Origin of the sequence: Chryseobacterium gambrini, assembly GCF_900156825.1 — a bacterium.
GTDB lineage: Bacteria > Bacteroidota > Bacteroidia > Flavobacteriales > Weeksellaceae > Chryseobacterium > Chryseobacterium gambrini.
Genome location: NZ_FTOV01000007.1, coordinates 17,609 through 33,037, shown reverse-complemented (window position 1 = coordinate 33,037; position 15,429 = coordinate 17,609). Strand labels below are relative to the sequence as shown.

Sequence of the window (15,429 nt, the reverse complement as noted above, 5' to 3'; positions counted from 1 at the left end):
AAAAATTAAAATTGTAATTTGAATGGTCCTTCAAAATATGTTTTGTATGAATCTACCAGATTGCCCTTCATATCATAAACCCCGATCGTAATATTCTGCTTGGATAGCGTCATTTCATTCTCAGGAAAACTGATATTGATGGTTCCTTTGGTAATTTTATCTCTGTCTACCGGAATCTTGCTAGATGCACTGTAGATCACCTCTCCATGTTTCGGCTCAATAACTTTAATGGTTACAATTTTTTTCTCGTTGGTCTTATTTAAAAAGGTATAATTGTAAGTATTGGTAATTTTTCCGTCTCTCACGAAGAAAGTACTTCCCGCGGGCTTAATGAATTTGGCTTCCAATTCGGCTCTGCTCGTCAGAAGATACCCTAAAAATCCTGTAAGCAGTAAAAGAACTACCGCAAAGCCTTTCATTCTGCCGGTAAATTTAAACTCGGTCTCTTTTTCTATTTCATTTTCAGTGGCATATCTTATCAGTCCTTTCGGAAGACCTACTTTTTCCATAACTTCATCACAGGCGTCAATACAGGCTGTACAGTTTACACATTCCAGCTGTTGTCCGTCTCTGATGTCAATCCCTGTAGGACAAACCACCACACATTGATGGCAGTCTATACAGTCCCCTTTTCCGGCGGCTTTTCTGTCTTCTCCTTTTCTCCATTTTGCTCTGTTTTCACCTCTTTTAAAATCGTAGAAAACATTAATGGTGTCTTTATCAATTAAAACTCCCTGTAATCTTCCGTAAGGACAAACCAGCGTACAAACCTGTTCTCTGAACCATGCAAATACAAAGTAAAATGCTGCCGTCAGAAGAATCATCACAATAAAGTTGGTAGGATTGGCAAACGGACCTTCAGAAACTATTCTGAACACTTCTTCATATCCCACAATATACATGAACATGAAGTGGGTAATAATTAATGAAATTACCATAAAGATCGTCCATTTAAGACTTCTTTTCCAGATCTTTTCGCTGTTCCACTCCTGTCGGTCAAGCTTCATCTGCTTGTTTCGGTCTCCCTCAATAAGATAATCTATTTTACGGAAGATAAATTCTAAAAAAATTGTCTGAGGACAAATCCATCCGCAGAAAATTCTTCCGAAGGCCATCGTAAAAATGATGATGAATATTAAAGAAGTAATTGCTCCGAGCGTAAGGATGAAAAAGTCCTGTGGATAAAAAGGCTGTCCAAAGATGAAGAACTCCCTGTCAATTACATTAAATAAAATAAGAGGATTGCCATTAATCTTGATGAATGGCACTGCAAAATAAATGAGCAGTAAAACATAGCTTACAATGTTTCTATAGTTGGTGTGTTTCCCTTTTGGTTTTCTGGGAAAAACCCACTTCCTCTTACCGGATTGTTCCATTGTCCCGATAGAATCTCTGTAAGTTTCAGGGTCCAGAACTTGTCCCTGTCCGCCGCGTACTTCTGTTTCTTCTATATCTGACATTTGTGATAGTTTTTAAAAAAAGAAAAACATAATTCGTTACTATTTTTTATTTAATAACAAACTATGTTTTTCATATGCTTTAATTTATTTAAGTTAAATTATTCTTTTTCCCAATGTGCCTCTGTTCCCTGAGGAGCTGCACCACCTTGAGCCTGTGTTACCGGAGGTAATTCCTGGTTGATGTGATATACATATGCTGCAATCTTTTCAATTTCAGCACCCGAAACTTCTCCGTTCTTACCAAATGCTCTCATCGCAGGATTGTTAGGAGAACCATTCCAATCCATATTGAATACGTTTTTGAATAACGTTTTCTCCGGCTGGTTGATCCAGTAGTTATCCGTAAGGTTTGGACCAATACCTCCACTACCATCTTCCTTGTGACAAGATGAACAGTTTGTTTTGAACAATTCTTTTCCTTCAGCAATATTATCAGCAGAATATTTAGCGGTCTCAATCGTTACCGGAGGCTGCTCACTGTTGTATTTCTCAATTGCTGCCAACTGTTCTTTGTATTCCTTTTCATATTCGCTCAACGGATGTGCGAAATCTGTAAAAGAGAATGCTGCTACATACACAATACAAAAAGCAGTCCCAAAATAGAATAAACCTACCCACCATTTTGGCAATTGGTTATCCAGCTCCATGATTCCGTCGAAACCGTGGTCGATAAGAATATCTTTTTCTTCTGCTGCAGATTGCTTTTTGAATGCTGCATTATATAATCTTGTAAAGTAAGGTACTTTCTTTTCAGCTAAATAAGCCGCCTTTTCTTCAGGAGATAATTTTTTGAATTTATTGTTCTCAATTAAATCTCCGATTGCACTGTGGATATAAGCTAAAATACCTCCGATTACTACAGTTCCCCAGAAATAAGGAGAAGATAGGAAATCATAGCTTTGTACAAACAGATAATAAAAAACTATTAAAAGTCCAATTATTATTAAAATGTTTATAACAACCGGTGTTCTTTGTTTCATAATAAGTAGTTTAATTTTTTAAATTAAAATCGTCATCATTGTCATCCTGCAGAGGTGCTTCCTCTTCCTCTTTATAATACTTTTTAGGCTTGCTAAAAACATAAATTACCAGAGCGATGAAGAACAGCATAAAGAAAATCAGAGCCAAAGTCTGGTAAAAACCAGCATTTTCTGTATTGGATAAGATGTCTTTAAAATTCTGAGGTATCATGATGTGAACCTTTTAATATGTTAGTTATTACTTGCTGTTTTGATTTCAGTTGTCTTGATATCTGTTCCTAATCTTTGAAGATAAGAGATAAGCGCTACAACTTCTTTTTTCTCTAATTCTCCTTTAGGTCTCTTCGCATAAGCCTCCTTCAAATCCGGTGCTTCAGACATAATATCTCTTACGATTTTTGAAGCCTGATTGTCTGCCCAAGAGTTGGCAGAATCAATTTCAGCTTTTGTGTAAGGTACTTCGAAAGCACTCTTCATCAGCTTCATCTTGTCAACCATTTTAGATCTGTCTAAATCAGTTGCAATTAACCAAGGGTAACGAGGCATGATAGAACCTGCAGAAGTAGATCTTGGATTATACATGTGTTTGTAGTGCCAAGAACTTGGGTTTTTACCACCCTCTCTGTGCAAATCCGGTCCAGTTCTCTTAGATCCCCAAAGGAACGGTCTGTCGTATACGAATTCCCCTGCTTTAGAGTACTGTCCGTTTTTACCGTTAAATCTTACGATCTCATCTCTGAATGGTCTTACCATTTGCGAGTGACAAGCGTTACATCCTTCTCTGATATAGATATCTCTACCTTCTAATTCTAATGGAGAATATGGTTTTACTGCTGAAATAGTAGGTACACTTTTCTTAAGAGACAGGGTAGGGATAATTTCTACCATACTACCGATTGAAATCGTTAATAAAGATAAAATACCTAATAATACAGGAGTTCTTTCTAACCAAAGGTGAGTTCCTTCTCCTTCTTTACGTTTTCCGCTGATGTTTGCCAATGCAGGTGCTTCAGCAGGTACATCTTTCTGGAATGATCCTTTTCTTACCGTAGCCACTAAGTTTACTACCATTAAGATTGCTCCTGAAAGATAGAATAATCCTCCTACGAATCTCATTTTGAAGTAAGGAATAACCGCTGTTACAGTATCTAACCAGTTTTTCCAAACCAAAGTTCCGTCCGGGTTGAACTGTTTCCACATTAACCCCTGAGTGAAACCTGAAATATACATTGGTACTGCATAGAAAATGATACCTAATGTTCCTAACCAGAAATGCCAGTTAGCTAATTTTGTAGAATATAATTTCGTTCTCCATAAGATTGGGATCAGGTAATAGATTACACCGAATGCCATGAAACCATTCCATCCTAATGCACCTAAGTGTACGTGACCGATAACCCAGTCTGTAAAGTGACCGATTTTGTTAATGTTTTTTGTTGCCAAAAGCGGACCTTCAAAAGTTGCCATACCGTAGCATGTTACAGCCACAACAAAGAACTTAAGAATAGGATTTTCTCTTACTTTATCCCAAGCTCCTCTTAAGGTAAGAAGACCGTTAAGCATACCTCCCCAAGACGGAGCAATAAGCATGATAGAGAAACCTGTTCCCACCGCCTGTGCCCAAGCTGGTAAAGCCGTATACTGAAGGTGGTGAGGACCAGCCCAGATATAAACGAAAATTAATGACCAGAAGTGAATGATAGACAGTTTATACGAGAAAACCGGTCTGTCCGCAGCTTTTGGTAAGAAGTAATACATCAAACCAAGAACCGGAGTCGTCAATACGAATGCTACCGCATTGTGACCATACCACCATTGTACGATGGCATCTTTTACCCCTGCATAAGCAGAATAAGATTTCCATCCTGTGAAAGATAATGGTACCTCAAGGTTATTGAAGATGTGCAGCATTGCAACTGCGATCCATGTACCGATGTAGAACCAGATGGCTACATAAAGGTGTCTTACTCTTCTTCTTGCAATCGTTAAGAACATATTGGCTCCGAAAATGATCCATGAGAATGCGATCAAGATATCAATCGGCCATTCGTGTTCCGCGTATTCCTTAGAAGTGTTGATTCCCATAAAGAACGTAACGTACGTTACAAGAATCATAATCTGCCATGTCCAGAAGTGGATCCAGGACAATGTATCACTGTACATTCTAGTTTTCAGTAATCGCTGTAAAGAGTAATAAACTCCCACATAAACGATATTCATTACGAACGCAAAGATTACAGTGGTTGTGTGCAACATTCTGATTCTTCCGAACCCGAACGCTCCATGAGTATTAATCAATCCCTGGATACTTCCACCTAAACTATTAATGGTTGTATCGTCTGTTCCAAAAAAGAATTCCGGAAGCTCAGGATAGAAAAGCATTAATGCCGCCGTAAGTCCGAACAGAAATCCTATGATCCCGAAAGCAACGGTCGCATAGAGGAATGCCCGAACAATACTGTTGTCATAACTAAACTTTTGTGTTTCCATATCAACTATTCACTTTTTTCTTCAATTTTTTTATTTTCTCCTTTTTCATCATCGCCCTCTTTGTTGCCAGATTCTTCTTTTTCCTTTATCTCATCGGAGTCGAAGAGTATTCGTACAGCCGGAGATTCATCATCTTCAAACTGTCCTTTTCTGGCATACACTATAAACACGACCAGGAAAACTGCAGCCAAAGAAACACTGCATAGGATCATTAAATATAGAATATCCATTAGACAACAAAATTAACGTATTTTCGGGTTTCAAATTTAGTGAAAAATAATGACTTTCATCACGAAATACGGCTTTTGGCTAATTTAAAACGAATCTAAATAAGTCTTTCTAAGCCCCTTTTTTGAAGTATTTTCTTCCCAGAATCCAGGTCGAAAGTGTAGTGAATGAAACCACTGTAATAGAACTTGCAGGCATAATTAAAGCAGCGAAAAGAGGATGCATGTGTCCTGTAACTGCGTAACTTAAACCAACAATGTTGTAAAGAAAACTGATTATAAATGTGATTTTCACAATCGTGATAGATCCTTTGCAGACATTCAGGTATTTATCTAAGCTTACCACTTTTTCTCCATTCATGATAACATCGGAAGAAGGGGTAAAACTGTTGGAATCATCTGCAATCGCAATTCCTACATTGCTTTGTTTTAAAGCTCCGGCATCATTCAGTCCGTCTCCAAGCATCGCAACTTTCATGTTCTGATTCTGAAGGTTTTGGATATAGTTCAGCTTGTCTTCGGGATTTTGGTTGAAAGCCATTCCTTTGTAATTCGGAATCAATTCCTTTAATTGATTTTCCTCCGAAGAATTGTCTCCACTCAGAATAAAAACTTTATAATGGGTAAGTTTTTTAAACAAATCTTTTAAGTTCTCGCGGTATTCATTTTTAAAGATGAATTTTCCTAAAAATTCGTTGTTTTTACTGATGTAAACTGCGGTTTCAAGATTTTTTGATTCCTGATTGTTATATCTCGCAGAACCGATTTTGTAAACATTTCCCCGTACGTTTGCTTCGTAACCTTTTCCTGAAATTTCCTGAAAATTTTCAACCGGGAAATATTCATCTTTTACCTCAATGAATTCGTATAATGATTTTGAAAGCGGGTGATTGGAGTTTTTTAGTAACGTTTTGATATTCAATAAGTCAAACTCTTTTATTTCAGCGCCCTCAAATTTGATATTTGATTTTTTTCTGTGCGTAATAGTTCCGGTTTTATCAAAAACAATCGTGTCTAATTTTGCGATTTTCTCAATTGTTAAAGTGTCTTTTACGTAAAATTTATTTCTGCCCAGAATCCTCATAATGTGCCCGAATGTAAACGGAGCGGACAACGCCAACGCACACGGACAAGCGATGATAAGAATCGCAGAGATCACCTGAAACATTTTCTCCAGATCTACAGTGTACCAGTAGATTGCCGAAAGCAGTGCGATTCCTAAAATAATGAAAGTGAAATATTTACTGATGTTATTCGTTAACGTATCAAGTCCGGTTTCATGTTTCTTAAAGGCTTCTTTATTCCAAAGCTGGGTAAGATAACTTTGGTCGACATTTTTAATCACTTCAAGTTCCAATGATGATCCGATCTGTTTTCCTCCGGCAAAAATTTTATCTCCCGGCTGTTTGCTGATGCTTTCGCTTTCTCCGGTAATGAAACTGTTGTCGATATTTCCTTCACCATTAATCAGAATAGCGTCTACCGGAATAATCTCCTGATTTCTTACCAAAATCCGGTCGCCCACTTTAACCTCAGAAAGCAGAATATTTTCCTGTTTTCCTTCAAAATCAACTTTTGTAACGGCAATCGGATAGAAAGATTTGTAATCTCTGTCGTATGAAAGCGCGTTGTAAGTTCTTTTCTGAAAGATTTTACCCAAAAGCATGAAGAACAAAAGTCCACACAAAGTATCAAAATATCCGGGACCGTAATTCGTGGCAACTTCATATAAACTTCGTCCGAAAAGCACAATAATTCCCAAAACAATCGGAACATCAATATTCACGATTTTATTTTTCAGACCGTACCAAGCCGATTTGTAATAATCTGATGCAGAATACACCACGACAGGAATTGCCAAAAGGCACATCAAAGCTCTGAAAAGACCTTTGTAATGATCCATCCAGTAATCTTCTCCGCCTACATACTCAGGAAAAGCAAGGAACATCCCGTTTCCGAAGGCAAAAGCCGCGATGGCAAATTTTACAAGTAACGATTTGTCTAAATTTTCAACGTTTTTATCGGCGGTTTCCAGACTGATGACCGGTTTGTAGCCTAAATTCGTTAAAAAATTAGCTAATTCGCTTAATTTTAAATCGTTATGATTAAAAGAGATCTGTAAGGTCTTTCTGGTGAAGTTAACCTGAGAATATTTGATGTTTTTGTTTAGTGTATGAAGACTTTCCAAAAGCCATATACAGGAAGAACAGTGGATTACAGGAATTTTAAAAGTGACTAAACTTGTGCTTCCTTCAGAAAAATCCGTTACCTTTTCAAAGATTTCAGTAGTGTCGAGATATTCAAACTGTGAAGAACTTTCGTCCGGACGGATTCCTGCACGTTTATTTAATTCATAAAAATTAATTAAGTTGTTCGTATTCAGAATTTCATAAACAGATTTGCAACCGTTGCAGCAGAAAGTCTTTTCATCAAACAAAATTCTTTCTTTTTCGATCCCTTGACCACAATGAAAACAGTTCTCGCTCACCTTCATAAATTATTGAACTACAAAATTATAACAATTTTTTTTGTTTATCGAGTTAAAAAGTTCTATTTTTGTGATAAATGTCATATAAAATGTCGCAGGAACAACAAATTGCAATCGAGGAGAGGTTCGCAAGAGTTTTTAATGATAAATCATTCAAGGAAAGGCTTTCCAGTGCTGATTTTGAAAAATACATTAACGCTAAAAAGAAACTAAGTTTTCAAAAACACGAAACCATTTTCGAAGACGGGGAAACGCCGAAAGGTGTGTTCGTTCTGGAAAAAGGAGCAGCGAAGTTATCAAAATCGGGAGCTTTCGGGAAAGATCAGATTCTGAGATTCATTAAAGAAGGCGACATCATCGGTTACCGTTCTTTGCTTTGCGGAGAAAATTTTCAGGCGAAAGCGGAAGCAATGACGGATATTGAAGCTACTTTTTTACCAGCGGATATTTTTATGTATCTGTTGGAGGTAGATTCCCAGCTTTCCTTCGTGATGCTTCAGAAAATCGCTTATGAACTGGGAGAATCTTCCAATACCATTACTTTCCTTGCTCAGAAAACCGTAAGAGAAAGACTCGCGGAAATTCTTCTGTTATTGGAACAGAAATTAGGGGTCGATCCGGAAGGATTTATCAAAATTTCTTTAACGAGAGAAGAAATCGCCAATATCATTGGAACCGCAACCGAAAGTGCAATCCGTCTGATCTCCGAATTCAAAGGAGACCATCTCATCGAGGTAGACGGAAGAAACATCAAAATTCTCAACCACGACAAATTAATGAAACTAGGTCACGTAGTTTTATAAATCATACAAACTTGAAGTCGGCTAAATGCCGACTTTTAACTTTTAAAAAATAGATACATTATGTCTGTTCATTCTGAAATTAAAAAAGTTACAACTGAAACCTTGCGTAAAATGAAATTCGACAAGGAAAAAATAACGATGCTTACGGCATACGATTATACCACTGCGAAAATGGTGGATGCGGGAGGAATTGATGCGGTTTTGATCGGAGATTCTGCGGCAAACGTAATGGCGGGTTTTGAAACCACATTGCCAATTACTTTGGATCAGATGATTTACCATTCTCAAAGTGTAGTCAGAGGAACCGACAGAGCTTTGGTGGTTGCCGATTTGCCTTTCGGAACGTACCAAAGTAATCCCGAAAAAGCTTTGGAATCTGCTGTAAGGATGATGAAAGAAGGAGGAGCTCATGCAGTGAAAATTGAAGGCGGAAAGGAAATTTCAAAATCAATTAAAAAAATTATCAACGCCGGAATTCCTGTGATGGGACATTTGGGATTAACTCCACAGTCAATCTACAAATTTGGAACATATAAAGTAAGAGCCAAAGAAGAGGCAGAAGCTGAAAAATTAATTGCAGATGCACAACTTTTGGAAGAATTGGGATGTTTTGCAGTAGTTTTAGAAAAAATACCGGCAGATTTAGCTAAAAAAGTAACCGAATCTATTTCTATTCCAACCATCGGAATCGGAGCGGGTGCGCATTGCGACGGACAGGTTTTGGTGTATCATGATATGGTGGGAATGAACAAAGGGTTCAGTCCGAAATTTTTAAGAAGATATCTGGATTTGTATACAGAAATCACCGGAGCAGTTGCGCAATACGTGAAAGATGTGAAAACTCAGGAATTTCCTAACCAAAACGAAAGCTATTAATGGATCATCAGAAACTTCAGACCATTCAGGGGGTTATTTCTATTCTAGCCGTAGTTTGTCTTGCGGTAGGATGGTTTAATCTTTTTTCTCCGGATATTAACGAACTTCTTTCCAAGAGAATATTTTACATCATCGTAGGAGTAAGCTTCATTTTGCAGGCTTCTTTATTGCTGAACAGGAAATTTGTTTATCCGATGTATGCCGCTGCTGCACTTTGCATTATCGGAGCATTTTTACCTTACGAATCGAATCTTACAGGAATGAAAACCATCGGTCTTTTGGCAGGGGTAATTATTTCTTTTGCCAACAGATCCAATTACCGTCAGTAGAAAAATGGAGGAACAGATTGTTTATGAAGACAACCATCTTCTCGTAATCAATAAAAAAGTCGGACAGCTTGTACAGGGCGACAAAACCGGCGATGATTCTTTATTAGAATTAATTAAAGATTTTATAAAAAAAAGAGATGAAAAGCCGGGAAATGTGTTTCTCGGTTTAGTTCATCGCATCGACAGACCGACTTCGGGTCTTGTGATTTATGCTAAAACTTCCAAAGCACTTTCCCGTCTCACGCAGATGGTGAAAAACCGTGAAGTGAAAAAAACATATTGGGCAGTTGTTGCAAAAGAGATGATTCCCAAAACGCAGAGACTGGTTCACTATTTAAAGAAAAACGAAAAAAATAACAAAGCCATTGTTTTTCCAAAAGCAACCGAAGGAGCAAAAGAAGCTATTCTTACGTACAATGTAATTAAAACGTTAGACAATTATCTTCTTCTTGAAATTGATCTTGAAACCGGAAGACATCACCAGATCAGGGCGCAGTTGTCAAAAACAGGAGTTCCCATCAAAGGCGATCTGAAATATGGTTCACCGCGTTCTAATCCCGATGGCGGAATTAATCTTCACGCCAGAAAACTGGAATTCATCCATCCTGTTACCAAAGAGAATATTCAGATTATTGCTCAGGTTCCTCAAAATGATGCCGTTTGGAGAGCCTGCGAAGAGTAATCATTTACAATTTCCGTAAAAACCCTTACCCGGAAATAGTGATTTCACTGTAATAATTATTGTTTTTTAGAAATAGTTTTACACTATCAATCTAAAAAACAATAATCATGCTTACATTGGGACAACTTAAAGAAGCTACCTGCTCAAAATCTGCTTATGCTTCAAAATTCTTACCGTACGTTATAGCAACATGTGATAAGTTTTCCATTAACACGCCTTCACGAATGCTTAATTTTCTGGCGCAGGTCGGTCACGAAAGCGGCGGATTATTTTATACCGAAGAGCTGGCGAGCGGAAGTGCTTATGAAGGAAGAGCAGATTTGGGAAATACTCAAAAAGGAGACGGCGTAAAATTTAAAGGAAGAGGGCTTATTCAGATTACTGGAAGAGCAAATTACAAAGCGGTTTCACTTGCTTTAGAAGCAGATTTTGTGACAAATCCCACATTTTTAGGAGGAAAAAATGTAACGAAATGTAGTGCTGTCCAACTCAAAAACGCAGCAGAAAGTGCCGGTTGGTTCTGGAACAGCAGAAAACTAAATGCTTTGGCGGATCAGATTGACATTACCAAAAGTATTGATACCGGAAATAATCTGGTTGTTTTCAAAAAAATCACAAAAGCCATTAACGGAGGGTACAACGGTTTGCCCGACAGACTGAACCGTTATAAAGCAGGGTTAAGTTATTTCCTTTAACTAAAAATGTTTGGCCATGAAAAATGTATTATTCTTAATCATCTTTTTCCTGATTACTAATTTCTCTGCGCAGAAGCCGGTTCTTCACGATCTGAAAGATCCTAAAATGCATGCGGGTTGCTATATCCACGGAAAAAATAATCCGGTTGCCAATTTATCGGAAGACGAAGGCGCTTTATTTAATCTTAACGGAAAAGATGAAATTTTTCCTTCCATCAAAGGAACAAAAGAATATCCCGAAGCCTTTGGAAACAAAACCTATAAAATTTACATCCGCGAAACTAAGTCGGTAAAGGATGGAGAATCCTGCATTGAAAATAAAGTCTATTCAATAAAAATTATTTACAAGAAAAAAGCCTATCTCTATTCTAAAAAAGGAATGTGTGGGTGTTAATTCTCTAAAAATGCGATCCCTTAAAAGACTATCCAGAACCTGAGATAGTCTTTTTTTTGTTTTTTTAGGAGCTGTTTCCCGCTTTCGCTACTCGCTTTTCTGGATTTCGGCGGTGGCGAAGCCACCGCCGAAATCCAGAAAAGAGCTCAGACATGCCGCTCAATGGGGCTAGGTTGCGGTCGTTTGTTTTAAATATCTAGCAAGATTTGCGTTGAAATCAAAACATCTGCACCATCCTCAAAATCAGCGAGAGATATAAAATTAAAAATCAATTCATCAAGCCATTTTTTCAACCTTCGCGCAGCAAATATATTTGCTTTTGCTTACTAAATTAAGAGTCTGAATAAGAATTCTTTGCGTTGAAATCAAAAATCTCTTTATCATTAGCAAAATCAAAAACTTCCGACTTTCCACCTTCACAAAATTTTGCCCATTTCAAAAAAATGTCTAACTTCGTCCCATACTTTAGGGGTGTCCGTTGAACAGACGGGCTGAGAATTTACCCTTTGAACCTGATTTCTAGATCATACTAGCGTAGGGAAAAGTGAGATGACTTTGCTGTACATTCTACTGTACAATCATGGACATTCCTAAAGTGTTTTTAAAAAATTTAGGAATGGAGCTCACAATCAACCACACGACAAAAAAGTTCGAAAAACTTCCCGAAAATCTGGAAGCGCTTATTGCTATGGAACTACCTGAAAAGAAAAAAGGAATTGCTGTAGCTCTCAACAACCGCATTATTCCGCAGTCATTCTGGGCGGAAACATTTCTCAACGACAAAGATTCAGTTTTAATTATCACAGCCACTCAAGGTGGTTAAAAAAAATATTTTTATGGCTCATAACATCACACGTTCACCGTTTCCGAACTCAAAAAAAATCTATGTTGAAGGGAAAATTCATCCGATCAATGTAGCGATGCGCGAAATACAGCTAAGTCCGACAAAATTATCCAACGGAACTTTAGAAGAAAATTTACCTGTCACAATTTACGATACATCAGGACCTTACACCGACGAAAATTCTGAAATTAATATCGAAAAAGGACTTCCTAGAATCAGAGAACAATGGATTTTGGATAGAAATGACGTAGAAGTTCTTGATGGAATCACTTCAGAATACGGAAAAGCCCGTCTTGCAGATTCAAAACTGGATGAACTGCGTTTTTCTTATAATCACAAACCGAAAGTAGCAAAAGAAGGACAACAAGTTACCCAATTATACTATGCAAAACAGGGCATCATCACTCCCGAAATGGAATATATTGCTATCAGGGAAAACCAGAGAATTGAGCAGTTGGATTCCGTTTCAAAAGACATGGCTTTCCAACATCCGGGAAACAGTTTCGGTGCAAAAACACCAAAGAATAAAATTACACCTGAATTTGTAAGAGACGAAATCGCAGCCGGAAGAGCCATTATTCCCAACAACATCAATCATCCCGAAAGCGAACCGATGATTATAGGGCGGAATTTTTTAGTTAAAATTAATGCCAACATCGGAAACAGTGCCGTTTCATCAAGCATTGAAGAAGAAGTGGAAAAAGCAGTCTGGGCTTGTCGATGGGGTGCAGACACCATTATGGACTTATCAACCGGAAAAAACATCCACGAAACCAGAGAGTGGATCATCAGAAACAGCCCGGTTCCCATCGGAACGGTTCCCATTTATCAGGCATTGGAAAAAGTAAAAGGCGTTGCAGAAGATTTAACGTGGGAGATTTTTAAAGATACCTTGATCGAACAGGCTGAACAGGGCGTTTCTTACTTCACAATCCACGCGGGAGTTTTACTGAGATATATTCATTTAACAGCAAAACGGGTGACAGGAATTGTTTCCAGAGGAGGTTCAATTATGGCAAAATGGTGCTTATTTCATCACAAAGAAAACTTCTTATATACACATTTCGAGGAAATCTGCGAAATCATGAAAAAATATGACGTTGCCTTTTCTTTGGGTGATGGTCTTCGTCCCGGTTCAATTGCCGATGCCAATGACGAAGCGCAGTTTGCAGAGCTTGAAACTTTAGGCGAATTAACGAAAATCGCATGGAAACACAATGTTCAGGTGATGATCGAAGGTCCCGGTCACGTCCCGATGCACATGATTAAAGAAAATATGGATAAGCAGTTGGAAGTTTGTGATGAAGCTCCGTTTTACACTTTGGGACCTTTAACAACAGATATTGCACCGGGTTACGACCACATCACTTCAGGAATCGGAGCGGCAATGATCGGTTGGTTTGGTTGTGCTATGTTGTGTTACGTTACGCCGAAAGAACATTTGGGACTTCCAAACAAAGAAGATGTAAAAGTGGGAGTGATTACGTATAAATTGGCGGCTCATGCTGCAGATTTGGCAAAAGGACATCCCGGAGCGCAATACAGAGACAATGCGTTGAGTAAAGCGAGATTCGAATTCAGATGGGAAGATCAATTCAATCTTTCGTTGGATCCTGAAACCGCGAGATCTTATCACGATGAAACGCTTCCGGCAGACGGAGCAAAAGTAGCCCATTTCTGTTCGATGTGCGGACCCAAATTCTGCTCCATGAAAATTACCCAGGAAATTCGGGAATCTGCCGAACAGGGAATGCTGGATAAATCGCAGGAGTTCATCGAAAAAGGAAAAGAAATTTATATATGATCATCGTTATCACTTCTGAAGAACTGGTTCAGAATGAAACTGAAATCATCAATGCATTATTTCAGGAAGGATTGGATTTGCTTCATATCAGAAAACCTTTTATCCATTCAGAAGAAATGACGGATTTTATCCAAAACATACATTCTGAATTTCATCACCAATTGGTTTTGCACAGTCATCACGATTTAGCTGAACGTTTTAATATTTCAAGATTTCATTTCAGAGAAATTGACAGGAAAAATAATTTGTTTAAATCTTTCACAGATAAAAGGATTTCAACCTCTGTTCATGATATTGAAACTTTTAATGAATTAAGTGACGATTGGGAATATGCTTTTATCAGTCCGGTTTTTCCGAGTATTTCAAAAAAAGGATACGGAGAAAATTCGAATATTTTGAATGAGATTCAAAAACGAAATAATTCAAACGTAAAACTGATTGCTTTGGGAGGAATTCATGAAAGTAATATCAGCGAAATTTTCAACAGCAGAGTAGACGGCGTGGCTTTGTTGGGAGCAATTTGGGAAAGTAATAATCCTATAGATATTTTCAGAAAATGCAGAAAGAGCGTCCTTTCGTAATGAGCATTGCCGGTTTCGATACAAGTGGCGGAGCCGGTGTATTGGCAGATATTAAAACATTTGAACAGTTAAAAGTTCAGGGATTGGCAGTCTGTACGGCAATGACTTTACAAACAGAGTCCGAATTTTATACGCTTCAATGGCAGCCGATAGATGAAATTTTATCAGCGATCAATGTTTTAATGAAAAAATATAAAGTGGAAGCGGTGAAAATCGGGGTGGTAAAAAATGCGGAATTTTTAGACCAGATTACGAAAAAAATAAAATCCATTAATCCTGAAGTAAAAATTGTCTGGGATCCGGTTTTAAAAAGCACATCGGAATTTTCTTTTTTTGATCTGAATACCATTTCAAATGTAAAAAATGTTTTACAAAAAATAGATTTAGTCACACCCAACTATAATGAATACAACGTTTTGAAAGAACATCTTTTTGAACCATCAGAAAATGGATGTTCCGTATTAATAAAAGGCGGACATCGTGAAGATAAAATCGGAACAGATATTTTATGGGAAAATGGAAAAGAAATTTCAATCAAATCCAACAATACAACCTCTGTATTTTACCCGAAACACGGTTCAGGCTGCGTACTTTCTTCCTCAATTGCAAGTCATTTAGCAAAAGGAGAAAATTTGCAAAATGCCTGCCGAAAAGGAAAACAATACATTGAAAAATTTTTAACAAGCAATCAGATGTTGTTAGGATTTCACTCCTGAAAATTAATATTAAAACTTTGTGGTCTTTGCTAAGTGAAACGCCTTTGCGAACTTAAAAAA

Annotated in this window: 16 protein-coding genes and 1 riboswitch; of the genes, 10 read left to right on the top strand and 6 right to left on the bottom strand. The window is 37.7% G+C overall.

The window, feature by feature from the left end:
- Nucleotides 1–5: 5 nt before the first annotated feature.
- The 6 genes from ccoG to BW951_RS13580 form a co-directional block, all read right to left on the bottom strand.
- Complete coding sequence (gene ccoG / locus BW951_RS13605) at nucleotides 6–1,460, bottom strand: cytochrome c oxidase accessory protein CcoG (protein WP_076393754.1); 1,455 nt, start codon at nucleotides 1,458–1,460, stop codon at nucleotides 6–8.
- A 98-nt stretch (nucleotides 1,461–1,558) separates the two neighbouring features.
- On the bottom strand, nucleotides 1,559–2,440 hold the full coding sequence (locus BW951_RS13600) for a cbb3-type cytochrome c oxidase N-terminal domain-containing protein (protein ID WP_076393750.1): 882 nt from the start codon (nucleotides 2,438–2,440) through the stop codon (nucleotides 1,559–1,561).
- 10 nt (nucleotides 2,441–2,450) lie between these two features.
- Complete coding sequence (locus BW951_RS13595) at nucleotides 2,451–2,651, bottom strand: cbb3-type cytochrome oxidase subunit 3 (protein ID WP_076393748.1); 201 nt, start codon at nucleotides 2,649–2,651, stop codon at nucleotides 2,451–2,453.
- 20 nt (nucleotides 2,652–2,671) lie between these two features.
- Nucleotides 2,672–4,930 (bottom strand): cytochrome-c oxidase, cbb3-type subunit I, encoded by a 2,259-nt coding sequence (gene ccoN, locus BW951_RS13590; protein WP_076393746.1) that lies wholly within the window; start codon nucleotides 4,928–4,930, stop codon nucleotides 2,672–2,674.
- Between the two features lie 5 nt (nucleotides 4,931–4,935).
- Nucleotides 4,936–5,160, bottom strand: a complete 225-nt coding sequence (gene ccoS, locus BW951_RS13585; protein ID WP_076393744.1) for a cbb3-type cytochrome oxidase assembly protein CcoS — start codon at nucleotides 5,158–5,160, stop codon at nucleotides 4,936–4,938.
- A gap of 109 nt (nucleotides 5,161–5,269) precedes the next feature.
- The gene (locus BW951_RS13580) at nucleotides 5,270–7,645 is read right to left on the bottom strand and encodes a heavy metal translocating P-type ATPase (protein WP_175608820.1); all 2,376 of its coding nucleotides are present in this window, start codon (nucleotides 7,643–7,645) and stop codon (nucleotides 5,270–5,272) included.
- 89 nt (nucleotides 7,646–7,734) lie between these two features.
- Between BW951_RS13580 and BW951_RS13575 the strand changes: the two genes are divergently transcribed.
- From BW951_RS13575 to BW951_RS13530, 10 genes are all read left to right on the top strand, one after another.
- On the top strand, nucleotides 7,735–8,448 hold the full coding sequence (locus BW951_RS13575; RefSeq protein WP_076393740.1) for a Crp/Fnr family transcriptional regulator: 714 nt from the start codon (nucleotides 7,735–7,737) through the stop codon (nucleotides 8,446–8,448).
- A gap of 60 nt (nucleotides 8,449–8,508) precedes the next feature.
- Nucleotides 8,509–9,324 (top strand): 3-methyl-2-oxobutanoate hydroxymethyltransferase, encoded by an 816-nt coding sequence (gene panB, locus BW951_RS13570; protein WP_076393737.1) that lies wholly within the window; start codon nucleotides 8,509–8,511, stop codon nucleotides 9,322–9,324.
- On the top strand, nucleotides 9,324–9,653 hold the full coding sequence (locus tag BW951_RS13565; RefSeq protein ID WP_076393735.1) for a hypothetical protein: 330 nt from the start codon (nucleotides 9,324–9,326) through the stop codon (nucleotides 9,651–9,653). Before panB ends, BW951_RS13565 begins: the two co-directional genes overlap by 1 nt.
- A gap of 4 nt (nucleotides 9,654–9,657) precedes the next feature.
- Entirely contained in the window at nucleotides 9,658–10,335 is a 678-nt protein-coding gene (locus tag BW951_RS13560) for an RluA family pseudouridine synthase (protein ID WP_076393733.1), read from the top strand.
- Nucleotides 10,336–10,442: 107 nt separating this feature from the next.
- Nucleotides 10,443–11,030 (top strand): glycoside hydrolase family 19 protein, encoded by a 588-nt coding sequence (locus BW951_RS13555; protein ID WP_076393731.1) that lies wholly within the window; start codon nucleotides 10,443–10,445, stop codon nucleotides 11,028–11,030.
- A gap of 16 nt (nucleotides 11,031–11,046) precedes the next feature.
- Entirely contained in the window at nucleotides 11,047–11,424 is a 378-nt protein-coding gene (locus BW951_RS13550) for a hypothetical protein (RefSeq protein WP_076393729.1), read from the top strand.
- 457 nt (nucleotides 11,425–11,881) lie between these two features.
- Nucleotides 11,882–11,982: riboswitch (TPP riboswitch) on the top strand.
- Between the two features lie 58 nt (nucleotides 11,983–12,040).
- Nucleotides 12,041–12,247 (top strand): sulfur carrier protein ThiS, encoded by a 207-nt coding sequence (gene thiS / locus BW951_RS13545; RefSeq protein ID WP_076394110.1) that lies wholly within the window; start codon nucleotides 12,041–12,043, stop codon nucleotides 12,245–12,247.
- A 13-nt stretch (nucleotides 12,248–12,260) separates the two neighbouring features.
- Nucleotides 12,261–14,072 carry a phosphomethylpyrimidine synthase ThiC gene (gene thiC, locus BW951_RS13540; RefSeq protein ID WP_076394108.1) on the top strand — a complete coding sequence of 604 codons (1,812 nt, stop codon included), beginning with the start codon at nucleotides 12,261–12,263 and terminating at the stop codon, nucleotides 14,070–14,072.
- Nucleotides 14,069–14,653 carry a thiamine phosphate synthase gene (locus tag BW951_RS13535; RefSeq protein WP_076393727.1) on the top strand — a complete coding sequence of 195 codons (585 nt, stop codon included), beginning with the start codon at nucleotides 14,069–14,071 and terminating at the stop codon, nucleotides 14,651–14,653. The genes thiC and BW951_RS13535 overlap by 4 nt, the downstream gene beginning before the upstream one ends.
- On the top strand, nucleotides 14,629–15,369 hold the full coding sequence (locus BW951_RS13530; protein ID WP_076393725.1) for a hydroxymethylpyrimidine/phosphomethylpyrimidine kinase: 741 nt from the start codon (nucleotides 14,629–14,631) through the stop codon (nucleotides 15,367–15,369). Before BW951_RS13535 ends, BW951_RS13530 begins: the two co-directional genes overlap by 25 nt.
- Nucleotides 15,370–15,429: the final 60 nt, after the last annotated feature.

Excerpts from the sequence above, each read along its gene's own strand:
- BW951_RS13560 (WP_076393733.1), top strand. The coding sequence starts at position 9,658 with ATGGAGGAACAGATTGTTTATGAAGACAACCATCTTCTCGTAATCAAT.
- BW951_RS13530 (WP_076393725.1), top strand. The coding sequence starts at position 14,629 with ATGCAGAAAGAGCGTCCTTTCGTAATGAGCATTGCCGGTTTCGATACA.
- BW951_RS13555 (WP_076393731.1), top strand. The coding sequence starts at position 10,443 with ATGCTTACATTGGGACAACTTAAAGAAGCTACCTGCTCAAAATCTGCT.
- BW951_RS13550 (WP_076393729.1), top strand. The coding sequence starts at position 11,047 with ATGAAAAATGTATTATTCTTAATCATCTTTTTCCTGATTACTAATTTC.
- BW951_RS13575 (WP_076393740.1), top strand. The coding sequence starts at position 7,735 with ATGTCGCAGGAACAACAAATTGCAATCGAGGAGAGGTTCGCAAGAGTT.
- ccoN (WP_076393746.1), bottom strand. The coding sequence starts at position 4,930 with ATGGAAACACAAAAGTTTAGTTATGACAACAGTATTGTTCGGGCATTC.
- BW951_RS13535 (WP_076393727.1), top strand. The coding sequence starts at position 14,069 with ATGATCATCGTTATCACTTCTGAAGAACTGGTTCAGAATGAAACTGAA.
- BW951_RS13600 (WP_076393750.1), bottom strand. The coding sequence starts at position 2,440 with ATGAAACAAAGAACACCGGTTGTTATAAACATTTTAATAATAATTGGA.
- BW951_RS13565 (WP_076393735.1), top strand. The coding sequence starts at position 9,324 with ATGGATCATCAGAAACTTCAGACCATTCAGGGGGTTATTTCTATTCTA.
- thiC (WP_076394108.1), top strand. The coding sequence starts at position 12,261 with ATGGCTCATAACATCACACGTTCACCGTTTCCGAACTCAAAAAAAATC.
- thiS (WP_076394110.1), top strand. The coding sequence starts at position 12,041 with ATGGAGCTCACAATCAACCACACGACAAAAAAGTTCGAAAAACTTCCC.
- panB (WP_076393737.1), top strand. The coding sequence starts at position 8,509 with ATGTCTGTTCATTCTGAAATTAAAAAAGTTACAACTGAAACCTTGCGT.
- BW951_RS13595 (WP_076393748.1), bottom strand. The coding sequence starts at position 2,651 with ATGATACCTCAGAATTTTAAAGACATCTTATCCAATACAGAAAATGCT.
- ccoG (WP_076393754.1), bottom strand. The coding sequence starts at position 1,460 with ATGTCAGATATAGAAGAAACAGAAGTACGCGGCGGACAGGGACAAGTT.
- ccoS (WP_076393744.1), bottom strand. The coding sequence starts at position 5,160 with ATGGATATTCTATATTTAATGATCCTATGCAGTGTTTCTTTGGCTGCA.